Here is a 13,987-nt window from a genome sequence, read left to right on the forward strand (position 1 = left end):
TTCCGCCTCAGGCGTGCCGGAAAGCCCACAGCGCTATCCCTCCCCGTTGGGACCGACCACAGCCAAGCCGCGTCTGGAGCAGACCTCCTAGTTCCGCAGCGGCGGGATAGCGCCAAGTGGCTAGGCGCTGAGTGACGCTGCCCTGAAAGCGCAGCTGACGTGCTTGCCGCGCTGCTTCTCGGGCCTCCGCAAGCGTTACCGCTTTGAGCGATCCAAGACCCATTCGCCTTTCGCGACCAGCAATCCAGAATCGGAAAACCCATGATCTGCCGCCCGCTCCCGTCACTTGGAGATGGAGGCCACCGCCATCGGGATAGAGGCCAGGCGCGGTGAGTCGCTTCAGCGTCAGGACATTGAGTTGCTGGACCAAGCACGCCATGGAGATCGCTTCCGCCTTTATACGGTACAGCCAGCCTGAAGGGTGGATGTTGGTGCTCGCGAAAGGATGAAAGAGTGACGCAAAATCCGCCAAATCATTGAAAAATCGCGCAATTCCGGACAAGTCCGGACGCAGGCGGATTGTACTGGAAGTGGGGTGGCGGAAACGGAGGGATTCGAACCCTCGATACCCTTTAGGGGTATGCCGCTTTAGCAAAGCGGTGCCTTCAGCCTCTCGGCCACGTTTCCTCCTTGAGAGGGAGCGGTTCGATAGCCTGTTCGCTTCGCGATGACAACGCGATTGTGCGGAAATTCTGCATGTTAACGTCGCACTTAGACGGAGGCGCTAGATCGAACGCGGTTTTCTAAAAGTCGAGCGCCATGCAGCCCGTCCCGCAACCCACCGCCAACACCGAGAACGCCTCGGCCTTCGTCCCTTCGAGCGACGCCGCCGCGCCGCGCGCGGGGCGGCGGCGCGCCCGGACCGATGAGCCGCGGGCCGTTCCGACCCGGACGGCTGGTTCCGACCCGGGCGCGACTGGAGGCGCGCTGGCTGGCGCGCGGATTCCAGGTGACCGATGTCCTGGTCGTCGTCGGCATCGCCGTGGGCCTGGCCATGGCGGGCTTTCCGGTGGCCGCTTGCCTCTGGACCGTGACGACGCTGATCGCCCTGCACGCGGTGGGCGCCTACGCCTTCCCGCGTAGGCAGACCCTGCCTCAACACCTGGCGCGCGTCGCCGTCGCCGTCGGCGCGGGCCTGGTGGTCGCCGGCTCGACACCGCTGGCCTTTGGCAGGGTCGATGCGCCCGTCGTGAGACTTCTGGCGACCGCAGCCCTGGCCTTCGCCGCCCTGCACGCGGCCTGGTGGACGATCATCGCGCGCGGTCGCCAGCAGGGGCGCCTGACGCCCAACATCGTCGTGGTCGGCGCCACGGCCAATGCCGAGCGCCTGATCGACGCGGCCATGCGCACGGGTGAGGTCAACGTGCTGGGCGTGTTCGACGACCGCTTGAACCGCGTACCCGAGAACATCATGGGCGTGCCTGTTCTGGGCGACACCAGCGCCCTGCTCGACCATCGCATCATGCCCTTCGTCGATCGCGTGGTGATCGCCGTGCCGGCCTCGGCCGAGAGCCGCGTGCGCCAACTGGTCGACAAGCTGAGTGTCCTGCCCAATCCGCTGAACCTTTTCATCGAGATGGGCGGATCGGCCGACGACGACGCGGCGGTGACCCGCATCGCGGCCGGCGGCGAGAACGAACTGTCGGGCGCCACCACGGCCTCGCGCCGCGCCTGGATCAAGCGCGCCCAGGACCTGACGATCGCCGGCCTGGGCCTGGTGGCCGCCGGCCCCATCATGCTGCTCGTCGCCCTGGCCGTGAAGCTAGACAGCCCCGGCCCGATCTTCTTCCGCCAGCGCCGCCACGGCTTCAACAACGAGGCGATCCTCGTCTGGAAGTTCCGGTCGATGCGCCACGAGATGGCCGACGCCAACGCCGCGCGCCAGATCAGCGCCGACGACGACCGCGTCACCCGGGTCGGCAAGTTCATCCGCAAGACCAGCCTCGACGAACTGCCGCAACTGTTCAACGTGCTGGCCGGCGAGATGTCGATCGTCGGCCCCCGTCCCCATGCCATCGGCATGAAGACCGCCGGCGTGGAGTCGGCCAAGCTGGTCGCCGACTACGCCCACCGCCACCGCATGAAGCCCGGCCTGACGGGATGGGCCGCCATCAACGGCTCGCGCGGCCCCGTCGACACGCCCGAAAGCGTTCGCCAGCGCGTGGCCCTGGATGTCGAATACATCGAGCGCCAGTCGTTCTGGCTGGACCTCTACGTTATCCTCATGACCGTCCCGTGCCTGCTGGGAGATCGGTCGGCGGTGCGTTAGAGCGTGGTGGAGTCGGGTGCGAGCGGCCAGCCCGCCCCAAGCGCGCCATCGGCGCAAGGCCTTCGAGTGAAGTGAAGGGGTGAATTCCCTGGGGACTTCGTGGCGATAGCGCCAGCGACCGCCTCTCAGGGAATCTCGTGACCCAAGCGGCGCGGATCTCCGCGCCGTTTCGACATCATCCGAGCGCCGCACGGCGGCGGGTGGAGATGGATCTCTATCCGGCGGGCTTGCCGTGCCCCGCGATCAACGGCGACGCCGGCAAGGACGGTCCGCCGCTGAATTCGAAACAGTCTGAACCCGGTGGACCGGGTTCAGCCGTGGGCGAGCCATTCGCGGGCCTGGCGCTGGGCCTCGGCGACGTCTTCGCTGGCCATCTCCTGCGACAGCTCCTTGCGGTAGACCTTGGCTTCCACCGAACCGCGCATGGCGGCCAGGTTGAACAACATGTGTGCCGAGACGTAGTCCAGCGGCGCGCCGCCCTGACCGGTCGAATACAGCAGGCCCATGCGGAACAGCTCATCACCCGTCGAGGTGACGGTCGGCAGCGGCAGCGTGGCGACGATGGCCGGCGGCGCTTCGTTCATCAACATCATGGCTCATCTCCTCTCTCGAGCTCGCCCTCGACGTTTTGCCGGATCTGAGCCCGAGAGCAGAAAAGTCCTGAGCCACTGAACATATAGTTAAGCGCGCGGACATCATAAATGTCGCACCCAATACACGCGCTATTCAACGTGTTTACCGCGTATAAACGACAGTATACGGCGCGTTAACGCGCTCTTTGGCCAAAGAGGACCTTGCGGGCCTCTTCCGCCGCTTTCCCAGACGCTTGCAGCCCTCCGGACCGCAATTCCGCGCCAAGCTTGAAGCCCTTCTGAACCGCTTCGCGAGCGCCAACGCGCTCGAACCAGCTCCTCAGATTGGGGAACTCGTCAAGAATGATGCCCTGGTTTTTCCACGGGACAATCCATGGCCAGCTCATGAAGTCGGCGATGGACAATTGGCCGCAGATGAAATCGCGGCCCGTGAGACGCTTGTCGAGCACCCCGTACAGTCGGTGGGTCTCGTTGGTGTAGCGGATGGCGCCGTAGGCGATCTGGCGCTGGTCGGCGATGATCGAGGCCGCGTACTGGCGGAAGTGATGGGTCTGGCCGGCCATCGGACCGAGGCCGCCCATCTGCCACATCACCCACTGGTCGATCTCGACCCGGTCGCGCTCGGTCTCGCCGTAGAACTGGCCGGTCTTGCGCGCCAGGTACTGCAAGATGGCCCCGGACTCGAAGATCGAGATCGGCTGGCCGTCCGGCCCGTCCGGATCGACGATGGCCGGCATGCGGTTGTTGGGGCTGATCGCCAGGAAGTCGGGCTTGAACTGCTCGCCGGTCCCGATGTTCACCGGGATCATCTCATACGGCAGCCCCATCTCCTCCAGAGCGATGGAGACCTTCCAGCCGTTCGGCGTGGGCCAATAGTAGAGTTCGATCGGACGGCTCATCGGCCTTCCCTCCCCGCTCATCATCGTTGCTCGCAACATGGTCGCGATGCTCGGCCGCGCCAAGGCCTTGGCCGGGGAATCCCTGAAAGCCCCGTTCAGGCGGGGTTCAGCCGAAGACGTCCATCGTGCGTTTCAAGGTCGAGGGAAGTTTCTCGGTAGCGCTTCGACGGCGCCGCCCGACCACGAGGAGAAGACGAGATGAAACGTCTACTGCTGACCATCGCCGCTGTAACTTCGGTGGCCGGCCCGCTGGCCCTGACGGCCACCGACGCGGCCGCCCAGGATCGCGGCCGTTGGGAGCATCGCGACCGTGACTGGGACCGTGACCGCGGCCGGGACTGGGATCGTGATCGCGGACGCCCCGATCGCGACCGGGGTCACTGGGACAACGGCCGCCACAATGGCTGGGACCGCCACGACCGCTGGGATGGCGGCCGCCACAACGGCTATTATTATAACAATCGCTGGTCCTACGGCCCGCCGCCGCCCGCCTATTACGGTCGCCCAGGCTTCCGTCCCGGCTATACGGCCTGGCGTCGCGGCGCCTATCTGCCCGGATATTATCGCGAGCGCGGCTATGTGGTGAACGATTACTATCGTTACCACCTGCGCCCGCCGCCCCGGGGCTACTATTGGTACCGCACGGGCAATGACTACGTGCTGGCGGCCATCGCGACGGGTCTGATCTTCGACGTCATCGCCAACCGCTAGACCTGACTGCCCTTCGGCGGTTCGAAACGGCGTCCTGGGCTTTGCCTCGGGCGCCGTTTTGCCGCCATTCACGCCACAACCTCGCCGCGTATTGGGCGCGATGGCCCGATTGCGAAGTCATTTCGACCGCATTGACCAGCCAGCGTTGAACTCGCGTCACACTTCGACGCTGCAGCAATACGGTCAAGCCCCATGAAGACCCTGCGCATCACCACCGCCGCGCTCACTCTGGCCGCCGCCGCTTACGCCGGTTCGGCGCTGGCTCAGACGACGGCGCCGCAGACCACGCCGGCCGATCCTTCGCCGATGACGTCGACCGCTCCGGCCACGACGACGACGCCGCCGGCCACGGATCCCTCGACCCAGACCGCGCCGCCGGCGTCCGAGACCGCCGCCCCGGCTGACAGCGCCGGCACGCCCAGCTCGGCCACCGCGCCGTCCACCGACGAGCAGGCCGCGCCCAGCGCCGACAAGGCCGAGAAGAAGGCCAAGAAGCACAAGAAGCACGCCGACGACCCGGCGGCGCCGAGCCAGCCTCAATAAGAACAGTCCGCATCAACGAAGAAGGGCCCGCGGTTCTCGCCGCGGGCCCTCGTCATGTCCGGCCTGGCCCGGACGCCTATTCGACGCCGAGCTTCTTGCGCAGCAGATCGTTGACCGTACCCGGATTGGCCTTGCCGCCCGTGGCCTTCATGACCTGGCCGACGAACCAGCCCAGGGCCTGCGGCTTGTCCTTCACGGCTTCAGCCTTGTCGGGATTGCCAGCGATCAGCTCGTCGATGGCCTTCTCGATGGCCCCGGTGTCGTTGATCTGCACCAGGCCGCGCTTCTCGACGATCTCGGCGGGGCGGCCCTCGCCGGCCCACATGTGCTCGAAGACTTCCTTGGCGATCTTCGACGAGATCGTGCCGTTCTCGATCAGCTCGACCAGCTGGGCGATGTCCGACGACGGCAGCGGCGAGTTGGCGATCTCGTGGCCGCCGGCCGACAGCTTCGACAGCAGCTCGTTGGTCACCCAATTGGCCACCAGCTTGGCGTCGCGGCCCTTGGCGGCGGCCTCGAAGTAGTCGGCGCGGTCGCTCTCGATGATCAGCACCCCGGCGTCATAGGCCGACAAGCCGTACTGGCTCTGCAGGCGCGCCTTCTTGGCGTCCGGCAGTTCCGGCAGGGTCGCTTCCAGGTCCTTGACCCAGGCCGGGTCCAGAACCAGCGGCAGCAGGTCCGGATCGGGGAAGTAGCGATAGTCGTGCGCCTCTTCCTTCGACCGCATCGACCGGGTTTCGCCCTTGGTCGGATCGAACAGGCGAGTTTCCTGGTCGATCTTGCCGCCGTCCTCCAGGATCTCGATCTGGCGACGGGCCTCGTACTCGATAGCCTGCTGGATGTAGCGGTAGCTGTTGACGTTCTTGATCTCGCAGCGCGTGCCCAAGTGGCTGAAGCTGCCGGTCTCGCGGAACTTCTCGTAGTCGCCGGGGCGGCAGACCGAGACGTTGACGTCGGCCCGCAGGTTGCCCTTCTCCATGTCACCGTCGCAGGTGCCCAGATAGACGAGGATCGTGCGCAGCTTCTTGACGTAGGCGGCCGCCTCTTCCGAGGTGCGCATGTCCGGCTTGGAGACGATCTCCATCAGCGCCGTGCCGGCCCGGTTCAGGTCGACATAGGTCGCGTTCGGATCCTGGTCGTGCAACGACTTGCCCGCGTCCTGTTCCAGGTGCAGGCGCTCGATGCGCACGTCGAAGGTCGTGCCGTCGTCGCGCTCGACGGTGACGACGCCCTCGCCGACGATCGGCTGGTCGAACTGGCTGATCTGATAGCCTTGCGGCAGATCCGGATAGAAGTAGTTCTTCCGATCGAAGCGGCTCTTCAGATTGATCTGCGCCTTCAGGCCAAGACCCGTCTTCACCGCCTGCTCGACGCAGAACCTGTTCAGCACCGGCAGCATGCCTGGCATGGCCGCGTCCACGAGGCTGACCTGCTCGTTCGGACCCGCGCCGAAACCGACGGCGGCGCCGGAGAAGAGCTTCGACTTGCTGGCTACCTGGGCGTGGACCTCGAGGCCCAGAACGATTTCCCAGGGGCCGGTGCGGCCTTGGATCACTTTGGAATCTTGCGTCATGGCCGTCTCTCTACATCAAGCGGGGCGGGACGGAAAAGCTCTGGGACGTCGCCGGGGCGCATCTTCTGGGCCGCCGGGCCGGCAAGGCTTTGAGGCCGCCCACGCAAGTCAGGCCGTTCGTTTTCCGCCCTTTTTGAATAAGGCGGGAATGAGTCAAATCCGGCGCCATTGCGGGGCAAGGGAACCGCTGAGTTATCGCGTCGTTCATTTTCTCGAACAGCTCACTCACGGAGGTAGAAATGCCCAGCGCTTACACTGCCCGCCCTACTCTTAATTTCGATGCGCCGGAACCGGCCGTGACGACCGACTCCAATGCTTCGGCTCTGTTTCCGAGCCAGCCGGTCTATGCTCGCACGCCGAAGAAGAAGGCGTCGAACAACCTGCCGCTTCTGGTCGGCGTCCCCGTCCTGGCCGTCGCGGCCGGCGCCCTGATCTGGGGCATGACCGCCAATCGCGCCGAAGCCCCGACCGATCCGCAGTCGATGAAGGTCGCCGTCGCCGAAAGCCCCGCGCCGCTGAAGGCGCCGCTGGCTCCGGAGGCCACCCCGGCCCCGATTCCGCAGCCGACCGAGGTCGCCTCGAATGAGACGCCGGCCCCAGCTCCGGTCGCCCGCTCGACCGCACCCCGCGCCGCCGCCCCGGCTCGCCCGGCCGCCCGTCGCGCCGCCCCGGTCGAGAGCGCCCCGGCCGCCGAGAACGCCTCGGCCAATGTCAGCGCCACTGTCCCGGCCACGCCGCCGACCGTCAGCGCCCCGATCGCCGAGCCGACCCCGCTGGTCGTCCCGCCGCCGGCCTCGCCGCAACCGGTTCAGGCCGTGCCGGAACCTAGCGCGCCGATGTAATCCCCCAGGGTCCCACACCCCCGGAACAAAGAAGGGCGGCTCCGCGAGGAGCCGCCCTTTTCACTTTACCACCACTTCTCGGCTTTCGCGGAGAAGCCCGCGGCCTTCTCGACCGCCCCGGCGACCGAGAACACCGTGGCCTCGTCGAGGGGCTTGCCGATGATCTGCAGGCCCAGCGGCAGGCCGTTGGCGTCAAGGCCGGCCGGCAGGCTGAGGCCCGGCAGGCCCGCCAGGTTGGTCGTCACCGTGAAGACGTCGTTCAGGTACATGGCGATCGGATCGTTCGAGTTCTCGCCCAAGCCGAACGCCGCCGAGGGCGCGGTCGGGGTCAGGATCGCGTCGACCTTGGTCCAGGCGTTGTCGAAGTCCTCGGCGATGCGGCGACGCACCTTCAGGGCCTTCAGGTAATAGGCGTCGTAATAGCCGGCGCTGAGCACATAGGTGCCGATCAGGATGCGGCGCTTGACCTCGTCGCCGAAGCCCGACGCCCGGGTGTGCTCGTAGATCTCGGTCAGGTTGGCGCCGTCCTCGCGCAGGCCGTAGCGCATGCCATCGTAGCGGGCCAGGTTCGAGGACGCCTCGGCGGGGGCCACGATGTAGTAGGCCGGCAGGGCGTACTTGGTGTGCGGCAGGCTGATGTCGACGATCTCGCAGCCAGCGTCCTTCAGCCAGGCGATGCCGTCCTGCCAGAGCTTCTCGATCTCGGCCGGCATGTTGTCGACGCGGTATTCCTTGGGAATGCCGATCTTCAGCCCCTTCACCGACTTGCCCACGAACTGGGTGAAGTCCGGAACCGGGATGTCCAGGCTGGTCGAGTCCTTGGGGTCATGGCCCGACATCGAGGTCAGCAGCAAGGCTGCGTCCTCGACGGTCTTGGCGATCGGCCCGGCCTGGTCCAGCGAGCTGGCGAAGGCCACGACGCCCCAGCGCGAGCAGCGGCCATAGGTCGGCTTGATGCCGACCGTGCCGGTGAAGGCGGCCGGCTGGCGGATCGAGCCGCCGGTGTCGGTGGCCGTGGCCCCCAGGCACAGATCGGCGGCGACGGCGGCGGCCGAACCACCGGACGAGCCGCCCGGGGTCAGGGCCTTGTTGCTGCCCTGGGCGCGCCAGGGGTTGGTCACCGGACCGAAGTAGCTGGTCTCGTTCGACGAGCCCATGGCGAACTGATCGAGGTTCAGCTTGCCCAGCATCACCGCGCCGTCGCGCCACAGCTGGCTGGTCACCGTCGACTCGTAGGTCGGCGTGAAGTTCTCGAGGATCTTCGAGCAGGCCGTGGTGCGCACGCCCTCGGTGCAGAACAGGTCCTTGATCCCCAGCGGCGCGCCTTCCAGCGGACCGGCCTCGCCCAGCGCCCGGCAGGCGTCGGACTTGGCGGCCATGTCCAGGGCCTTTTCCGGGGTCTCCAGGATGTAGGCGTTCAGGCCGCGCGCGGCCTCGATGGCCTCGATGTGGGCCTTGGTGAGTTCGACCGAGGTGAACTCGCCCTTGGCCAGGCCGTCGACGGCGGCCTTCAGGGTCAGCTTCGTCAGGCTCATTATTCGACCACCTTCGGCACGACGAAGAAGTTGTTCACGGACTTGGGCGCGTTGCTGGTCACGCGGGCCGGGTCGCCGCCCATGGTGACGACGTCGTCGCGCAGCGGCAGGCCCGAGGCCACGACGCTGGTCAGCGGCTCGCAGCCGTCGGTGTCGACCTCGGCCAGCTGTTCGATCCAGGTCATGATGCCGTTGAGCTCCTGGGCCAGGGCCTCGATGCGCTCCTCGGGTTCGGCGATGCGGGCGAGCCGGGCGACCTTCCGCACCGTGGCGGCGTCAATGGCCATGGGGATCTCCTGAAATTCGAACGCGTGGGTTAGCGGTCCCGAGACGAGGTTTCAAGGATGGTTTCAGACGCGCCCACGCCTGATAAAGAGAGCCATGCCCGTTCTCGACATCGAAGACTTCGCCGCCGCCCTGCCTCAGTACGCCCCCGTCGTGGGCCTGGACCCGGGTGAAAAGACCATCGGGGTCGCCGTCTCCGACGTTACCCGCACGGTCGCCAGCCCGCTGGCGCTGATCGAAAAGACCAAGTTCACTCAGGACGCCGAGCAGTTGTTCAAGCTGATGGACAGTCGCGGCGCGGTCGGCATCGTGGTCGGCCTGCCGATGAACATGGACGGGACCGAGGGCGTGCGCTGCCAGAGCAACAGGGCCCTGGCCCGCAACCTGCTGCGCCTCAAGCCCGACCTGCCCATCACCTTCTGGGACGAGCGCCTGTCGACGGCGGCGGTGACGCGGGTGCTGATCGACGAGCATGACGTGAACCGGAAAAGACGGGCCGAGGTCGTGGACAAGATGGCGGCCGGCTGGATCCTGCAAGGGGCGCTGGAGCGGCTGCGGGGTTTGTAGACCTGACACTCGCCCCCTCCACGCTGCGCGCTCCTCCCTGAGAGGGGAAAGACGGACGCCGCCCCGTCTGCCCCTTCGGGGGCGGACGACCGCGAAGCAGTCAGGTGGGGGCCCGCGGCGTTGACCAGATTGTCCGCGACGCAACATCCTCCACAGCGCATTGCCGCCCTTCGCCTTCCCTTCCCCGTCAAACCCGCCTATGACGCGGGCTCATGACGGCTTCAGCCCATGACCCCGCCCGCGCGGCCATCGATGCGATCCGCGCCCGCGTCTTCGAATTCCCCAAACGCCATTTCCTGTCCGCTGGCGACCTGAACGCGCCCCAGGCCACCGACCTGCTGGACCTGGCCGACGCCTTCGTCGCCTTCAACCGGCAGACGTCAAAGAGCCTGGACCTGCTGCACGGCCGGACGCTGATGAACCTGTTCTTCGAGAACAGCACCCGGACCCAGAGCTCATTCGAGCTGGCCGGCAAGCGGCTGGGCGCCGACGTGGTCAACATGAACCCCAAGACCTCGTCGGTGGCCAAGGGCGAGACCCTGATCGACACGGCGGTGACGCTGAACGCCATGCGTCCCGACCTGCTGGTCGTGCGCCACGCCTCGTCGGGCGCGGCCAGCCTGCTCAGCCAGAAGGTCAGCGGCCACGTGGTCAACGCCGGCGACGGCCAGCACGAACACCCGACCCAGGCCCTGCTGGACGCCCTGTCGATCCGCCGCGCCTTCGGCCGCGTCTCGGGCCTGACTGTGGCGATCTGCGGCGACGTGCTGCACAGCCGCGTGGCCCGCTCGAACGTCGCCCTTCTGCACACCCTGGGCGCCAGCGTGCGCCTGGTCGGCCCGCCCACCCTGATGCCGGCCCAGGCCGAGCGCTGGGGCGTCACCGTCCACCACGACATGAAGTCGGGCCTGGCCGGCGCCGACGTCGTCATGATGCTGCGCCTGCAGCTGGAGCGGATGCAGGGCGCCTTCGTGCCCTCGACCCGCGAATATTTCCGCTTCTACGGCCTGGACCGCGAAAAGCTGGCCCGCGCTGCGCCGGGCGCCAAGGTCATGCATCCGGGCCCGATGAACCGGGGCGTCGAGATCGACAGCGACGTCGCCGACGATCCGGCTGTCAGCCTGATCCAGGATCAGGTCGAGATGGGCGTCGCCGCCCGCATGGCGGTGCTGACCAGCCTCGCAGCCCGCATTGAGGCTGTCGGCTTTTGATGGAACAGCAAAAGCCGATGAACAGCCTCAAAATCAAACATTCGAGCGTGGCGGGACGCCACGCTTTGGAGGCGAGCCAATGACGTCCGCCCAGCCCCTCGCCCTCGTCAACGCCCGGCTGGTCGATCCGGAAAGCGGCTATGACGGCCCCGGCGGCGTCATCGTTTCGGAAGGCGTGATCGCCGACGTCGCCAAGGGTCGCGAGTTCGGCAAGCTCAGCAAGGCCGTGCGGGTCGTCGATTGCGGCGGGGCGCTGCTGGCCCCCGGCCTGATCGACCTACGGGTGCGCACCGGCGAGCCCGGGGCCGAGACTAAGGAAACCCTGGCCAGCGCCGCCAAGGCCGCGGCTGCCGGCGGCGTCACCTCGTTTGTGGTCCAGCCCGACACGGCCCCGGCCATCGACGATCCCAGCGTCGTCGACTTCATCCTGCGGCGGGCGCGCGACATCGACAGCGCCCGCATCCTCGTGGCCGGCGCGGCGACCCGTGGCCTGAAGGGCGAGCAGATGGCCGAGATCGGCCTGATGCGCGAGGCCGGCTGCGTCTACGTCACTGACGCGGGCAAGCCGATCGTCGACAGCAAGGTCATGCAGCGCGTGCTGACCTATGCGAAAGGGTTCGACGCCCTGCTGGCCCACCGCCCGATGGATCCGTGGCTGGCCAAGGGCGGGGCGGCGACCGGCGGCGAGTTCGCCGGCCGCATGGGCCTGCCCTCGATCTCGCCGATGGCCGAGCGGATCATGCTGGAGCGCGACGTCGCCCTGCTGGAAGCCACCGGCGGGCGGTTGTTGGTCGACCAGATCAGCTCGGCCCAAGCTTTGGAGACGCTTCAGCGCGCCAAGAAAAAAGGCCTGAGGATCAACGCCTCGGTGTCGATCAACCACCTGTCGTTCAACGAGCTGGACATCGGCGACTACCGCACCTTCGCCAAGCTGAACCCGCCCCTGCGCGGCGAGGACGATCGGCAGGCGCTGATCGAGGCCCTGGCCTCGGGCCTGATCGACATCGTCGTCTCCTCGCACAGCCCGGCCCCGGCCGAGGACAAGCGCCTGCCGTTCGACGAGGCCGCGCCGGGCGCCGTGGGCCTGGAAACCCTGCTGCCGGCCCTGCTGTCGCTGTATCACGACGAGCGCCTGGCCCTGGTCGACCTGATCCGCGCCGTCACCCTGGCCCCGGCCGAACTGCTGGGCCTGCGCGGCGGCCGCATCTCGCCGGGGGCTCCGGCCGACCTCGTCCTGTGCGACATCGACGCCCCCATCATCGTCGACGCCGCGCGGCTGCTGTCGAAATCCAAGAACTCGCCGTTCGACGGGCGGCGGCTGCAAGGGCAGGTGCTGATGACGGTGGTGGATGGCCGTGTGGTTCACCGGGCGGAGGGGTAACCGGCCCGGTCGCATACCACTGATCTCCCATTGTAAAGAGGCGCCGATTTCAGCACACTTTCGCCGAGCGCTGTTCTCGGGGGACCACCAGATGACCGCGATAGATGCGGGCCGCCGCCCGGTGGCGACCGTCGGCCGTCGGTTCTATCTCATCCTGTCGCTGTTGATGGCGGCGGTGTTCATCGGCGGCTTTGGCCAGACCGTGCCGGACGACTTCACCCACAAGCCGGGCCTGCCGCTGCTCTACCATGTGCACGGCGCGGTCTTTACCTGCTGGGTCGTGCTGTTCGTGGTCCAGCCGGCCTTCATCGCCAAGGGCGCGGTGAAGCTGCATCGGCAGATCGGCATGCTGGGCGCGGGCCTGGCCAGCCTGATGATCGTCATGGGCCTCGCCGCGACGCTCATGGCCTATCACTACCACCGAGTCCCAAGCTTCTTCCCGGGCGGTGTGTTCTTGGTGATGAACTGTCTGGGCATCCTGGTGTTCGGCGGTTTGGTCGCGGGCGGCGTGGCGCTGCGACGCCAAGCCGAGTGGCATAAGCGGCTGATGCTGTGCGCCACCGTCTCGATCCTGGGGCCGGGGCTGGGGCGCCTGCTGCCGATGGACGCGTTCGGCGCCGCCGCGCCGGCGGTCATGTTCGGCGTGATCTTAGTGTTCGCCCTGGCCGGCCCCATCGCCGACCAGATCGTTCGCAAACGCATCCACCCGGCCTATTTCTGGGGCGTGGGCGCGATCCTGCTGAGTGACCTGCTGATCGGCCCGCTGGCCTTCGCGCCGCCGGTCATGGCCCTCGTGAAGGCGCTGGGAGGCCATTAGGCCGTACGACTTTGCCCTGTCTTCGAGTCTGCACTACACCTGAAGCTCACAACTCTCGCTTGCGCAACGGTTGAATTCGCGCGCAACTCTCCCTAGGGTCGAATCGTGCAAGATCTCGCCGCCGCCACCTATCTGACGCTCGCGATCACCATCGTCGGCGGCTATCTGCTGGGCTCGATCCCGTTCGGGCTGATCGCCACGCGCCTGGGTGGGGCCGGCGACATCCGCCAGATCGGTTCGGGCAATATCGGCGCGACCAACGTGCTGCGCTCCGGGCGCAAGGACCTAGCCCTGATCACCCTGGTCGGCGACGCCGGCAAGGGCGTGGTCGCGGTGCTGCTGGCCCGGTTCCTGACCCACGGCAATCCGGCGATCATCGCCCTGGCCGGCGGGGCGGCGTTCCTGGGCCACCTGTTCCCCGTCTGGCTGAAGTTCAAGGGCGGCAAGGGCGTGGCCACCTTCTACGGCGTGCTGCTCAGCGCCTGCTGGCCCGTCGGCGTGCTGGCCGCAATCACCTGGCTGGCCATGGCGGCCCTGTTCCGCGTCAGCTCGCTGGCGGCCCTGACCGCCGCCGTGCTGGCCGCGCCGTTCGCCCTGGCCACTGACCAGCCCTATCCGATGCTGGGCCTGGCCCTGTTCATGGCCGTGCTGATCTTCATCCGCCACCGCGAGAACATCGCCCGCCTGCTCAAGGGCCAGGAGCCCAAGATCGGCAAGAAGAAGGACGCGGAGCCCTCCGCCGCCGCTCCATAACCTTGGGG

General features: G+C 67.3%; 15 protein-coding genes and 1 tRNA gene. 9 read left to right on the plus strand and 7 right to left on the minus strand.

All coding sequences use genetic code 11. The features are described from left to right. Positions 1 to 7: 7 nt before the first annotated feature. Both MZV50_RS26600 and MZV50_RS16695 read right to left on the minus strand, forming a co-directional pair. The gene (locus tag MZV50_RS26600) at positions 8 to 379 is read right to left on the minus strand and encodes an Arm DNA-binding domain-containing protein (RefSeq protein ID WP_354668952.1); all 372 of its coding nucleotides are present in this window, start codon (positions 377 to 379) and stop codon (positions 8 to 10) included. A gap of 157 nt (positions 380 to 536) precedes the next feature. Beyond that, positions 537 to 627 (minus strand) — tRNA-Ser (locus MZV50_RS16695). A 238-nt stretch (positions 628 to 865) separates the two neighbouring features. On the opposite strand from MZV50_RS16695, the gene hfsE reads away from it, so the two are divergent. Further along, positions 866 to 2,269: a polysaccharide biosynthesis protein HfsE gene (hfsE, locus tag MZV50_RS16700; RefSeq protein ID WP_252630430.1), complete on the plus strand. Its 1,404-nt coding sequence runs from the start codon at positions 866 to 868 to the stop codon at positions 2,267 to 2,269. Positions 2,270 to 2,580: 311 nt separating this feature from the next. Here the strand turns inward: hfsE and MZV50_RS16705 are convergent, their stop codons facing one another. Both MZV50_RS16705 and MZV50_RS16710 read right to left on the minus strand, forming a co-directional pair. Continuing rightward, entirely contained in the window at positions 2,581 to 2,862 is a 282-nt protein-coding gene (locus tag MZV50_RS16705) for a sel1 repeat family protein (RefSeq protein WP_252630431.1), read from the minus strand. A gap of 173 nt (positions 2,863 to 3,035) precedes the next feature. Continuing rightward, the gene (locus tag MZV50_RS16710) at positions 3,036 to 3,761 is read right to left on the minus strand and encodes a glutathione S-transferase N-terminal domain-containing protein (RefSeq protein ID WP_252630432.1); all 726 of its coding nucleotides are present in this window, start codon (positions 3,759 to 3,761) and stop codon (positions 3,036 to 3,038) included. Positions 3,762 to 3,959: 198 nt separating this feature from the next. On the opposite strand from MZV50_RS16710, the gene MZV50_RS16715 reads away from it, so the two are divergent. Continuing rightward, entirely contained in the window at positions 3,960 to 4,472 is a 513-nt protein-coding gene (locus MZV50_RS16715) for an RcnB family protein (protein ID WP_252630433.1), read from the plus strand. A gap of 192 nt (positions 4,473 to 4,664) precedes the next feature. Then, positions 4,665 to 5,015 (plus strand): proteophosphoglycan 5, encoded by a 351-nt coding sequence (locus MZV50_RS16720; protein ID WP_252630434.1) that lies wholly within the window; start codon positions 4,665 to 4,667, stop codon positions 5,013 to 5,015. A gap of 76 nt (positions 5,016 to 5,091) precedes the next feature. Here MZV50_RS16720 and gatB read toward each other — a convergent pair whose 3' ends face one another. Beyond that, positions 5,092 to 6,588: an Asp-tRNA(Asn)/Glu-tRNA(Gln) amidotransferase subunit GatB gene (gene gatB, locus MZV50_RS16725; protein WP_252630435.1), complete on the minus strand. Its 1,497-nt coding sequence runs from the start codon at positions 6,586 to 6,588 to the stop codon at positions 5,092 to 5,094. A gap of 296 nt (positions 6,589 to 6,884) precedes the next feature. Here gatB and MZV50_RS26505 point away from each other — a divergent pair, with 296 nt between their 5' ends. Beyond that, positions 6,885 to 7,430, plus strand: a complete 546-nt coding sequence (locus tag MZV50_RS26505; protein ID WP_289781874.1) for a hypothetical protein — start codon at positions 6,885 to 6,887, stop codon at positions 7,428 to 7,430. A 65-nt stretch (positions 7,431 to 7,495) separates the two neighbouring features. Here MZV50_RS26505 and gatA read toward each other — a convergent pair whose 3' ends face one another. After that, positions 7,496 to 8,965, minus strand: coding sequence for an Asp-tRNA(Asn)/Glu-tRNA(Gln) amidotransferase subunit GatA (gatA, locus tag MZV50_RS16735; protein ID WP_252630436.1), 1,470 nt, complete (start codon positions 8,963 to 8,965; stop codon positions 7,496 to 7,498). Beyond that, the gene (gene gatC / locus MZV50_RS16740; RefSeq protein ID WP_252630437.1) at positions 8,965 to 9,252 is read right to left on the minus strand and encodes an Asp-tRNA(Asn)/Glu-tRNA(Gln) amidotransferase subunit GatC; all 288 of its coding nucleotides are present in this window, start codon (positions 9,250 to 9,252) and stop codon (positions 8,965 to 8,967) included. Before gatC ends, gatA begins: the two co-directional genes overlap by 1 nt. Positions 9,253 to 9,346: 94 nt before the next feature. Here gatC and ruvX point away from each other — a divergent pair, with 94 nt between their 5' ends. The 5 genes from ruvX (at position 9,347) to plsY (ending at position 13,979) form a co-directional block, all read left to right on the plus strand. Further along, positions 9,347 to 9,817, plus strand: coding sequence for a Holliday junction resolvase RuvX (gene ruvX / locus MZV50_RS16745; RefSeq protein ID WP_252630438.1), 471 nt, complete (start codon positions 9,347 to 9,349; stop codon positions 9,815 to 9,817). A 212-nt stretch (positions 9,818 to 10,029) separates the two neighbouring features. Further along, on the plus strand, positions 10,030 to 11,028 hold the full coding sequence (locus MZV50_RS16750) for an aspartate carbamoyltransferase catalytic subunit (RefSeq protein ID WP_252630439.1): 999 nt from the start codon (positions 10,030 to 10,032) through the stop codon (positions 11,026 to 11,028). Positions 11,029 to 11,107: 79 nt separating this feature from the next. Further along, entirely contained in the window at positions 11,108 to 12,409 is a 1,302-nt protein-coding gene (pyrC, locus tag MZV50_RS16755; protein ID WP_252630440.1) for a dihydroorotase, read from the plus strand. 91 nt (positions 12,410 to 12,500) lie between these two features. After that, the gene (locus MZV50_RS16760; RefSeq protein WP_252630441.1) at positions 12,501 to 13,226 is read left to right on the plus strand and encodes a hypothetical protein; all 726 of its coding nucleotides are present in this window, start codon (positions 12,501 to 12,503) and stop codon (positions 13,224 to 13,226) included. A gap of 105 nt (positions 13,227 to 13,331) precedes the next feature. Then, positions 13,332 to 13,979: a glycerol-3-phosphate 1-O-acyltransferase PlsY gene (plsY, locus tag MZV50_RS16765; protein ID WP_252630442.1), complete on the plus strand. Its 648-nt coding sequence runs from the start codon at positions 13,332 to 13,334 to the stop codon at positions 13,977 to 13,979. Positions 13,980 to 13,987 lie beyond the last annotated feature (8 nt).

This window comes from Caulobacter segnis (assembly GCF_023935105.1).
Classification (GTDB): domain Bacteria; phylum Pseudomonadota; class Alphaproteobacteria; order Caulobacterales; family Caulobacteraceae; genus Caulobacter; species Caulobacter segnis_B.

What these genes read in the sequence shown, in the direction of transcription:
- MZV50_RS16720 (WP_252630434.1), top strand. Translation starts at nt 4,665, where the DNA reads ATGAAGACCCTGCGCATCACCACCGCCGCGCTCACTCTGGCCGCCGCC.
- gatC (WP_252630437.1), bottom strand. Translation starts at nt 9,252, where the DNA reads ATGGCCATTGACGCCGCCACGGTGCGGAAGGTCGCCCGGCTCGCCCGC.
- MZV50_RS16710 (WP_252630432.1), bottom strand. Translation starts at nt 3,761, where the DNA reads ATGAGCCGTCCGATCGAACTCTACTATTGGCCCACGCCGAACGGCTGG.
- gatB (WP_252630435.1), bottom strand. Translation starts at nt 6,588, where the DNA reads ATGACGCAAGATTCCAAAGTGATCCAAGGCCGCACCGGCCCCTGGGAA.
- MZV50_RS16705 (WP_252630431.1), bottom strand. Translation starts at nt 2,862, where the DNA reads ATGATGTTGATGAACGAAGCGCCGCCGGCCATCGTCGCCACGCTGCCG.
- gatA (WP_252630436.1), bottom strand. Translation starts at nt 8,965, where the DNA reads ATGAGCCTGACGAAGCTGACCCTGAAGGCCGCCGTCGACGGCCTGGCC.
- ruvX (WP_252630438.1), top strand. Translation starts at nt 9,347, where the DNA reads ATGCCCGTTCTCGACATCGAAGACTTCGCCGCCGCCCTGCCTCAGTAC.
- pyrC (WP_252630440.1), top strand. Translation starts at nt 11,108, where the DNA reads ATGACGTCCGCCCAGCCCCTCGCCCTCGTCAACGCCCGGCTGGTCGAT.
- MZV50_RS26600 (WP_354668952.1), bottom strand. Translation starts at nt 379, where the DNA reads ATGGCGTGCTTGGTCCAGCAACTCAATGTCCTGACGCTGAAGCGACTC.
- MZV50_RS16760 (WP_252630441.1), top strand. Translation starts at nt 12,501, where the DNA reads ATGACCGCGATAGATGCGGGCCGCCGCCCGGTGGCGACCGTCGGCCGT.
- hfsE (WP_252630430.1), top strand. Translation starts at nt 866, where the DNA reads ATGAGCCGCGGGCCGTTCCGACCCGGACGGCTGGTTCCGACCCGGGCG.
- MZV50_RS16715 (WP_252630433.1), top strand. Translation starts at nt 3,960, where the DNA reads ATGAAACGTCTACTGCTGACCATCGCCGCTGTAACTTCGGTGGCCGGC.
- MZV50_RS16750 (WP_252630439.1), top strand. Translation starts at nt 10,030, where the DNA reads ATGACGGCTTCAGCCCATGACCCCGCCCGCGCGGCCATCGATGCGATC.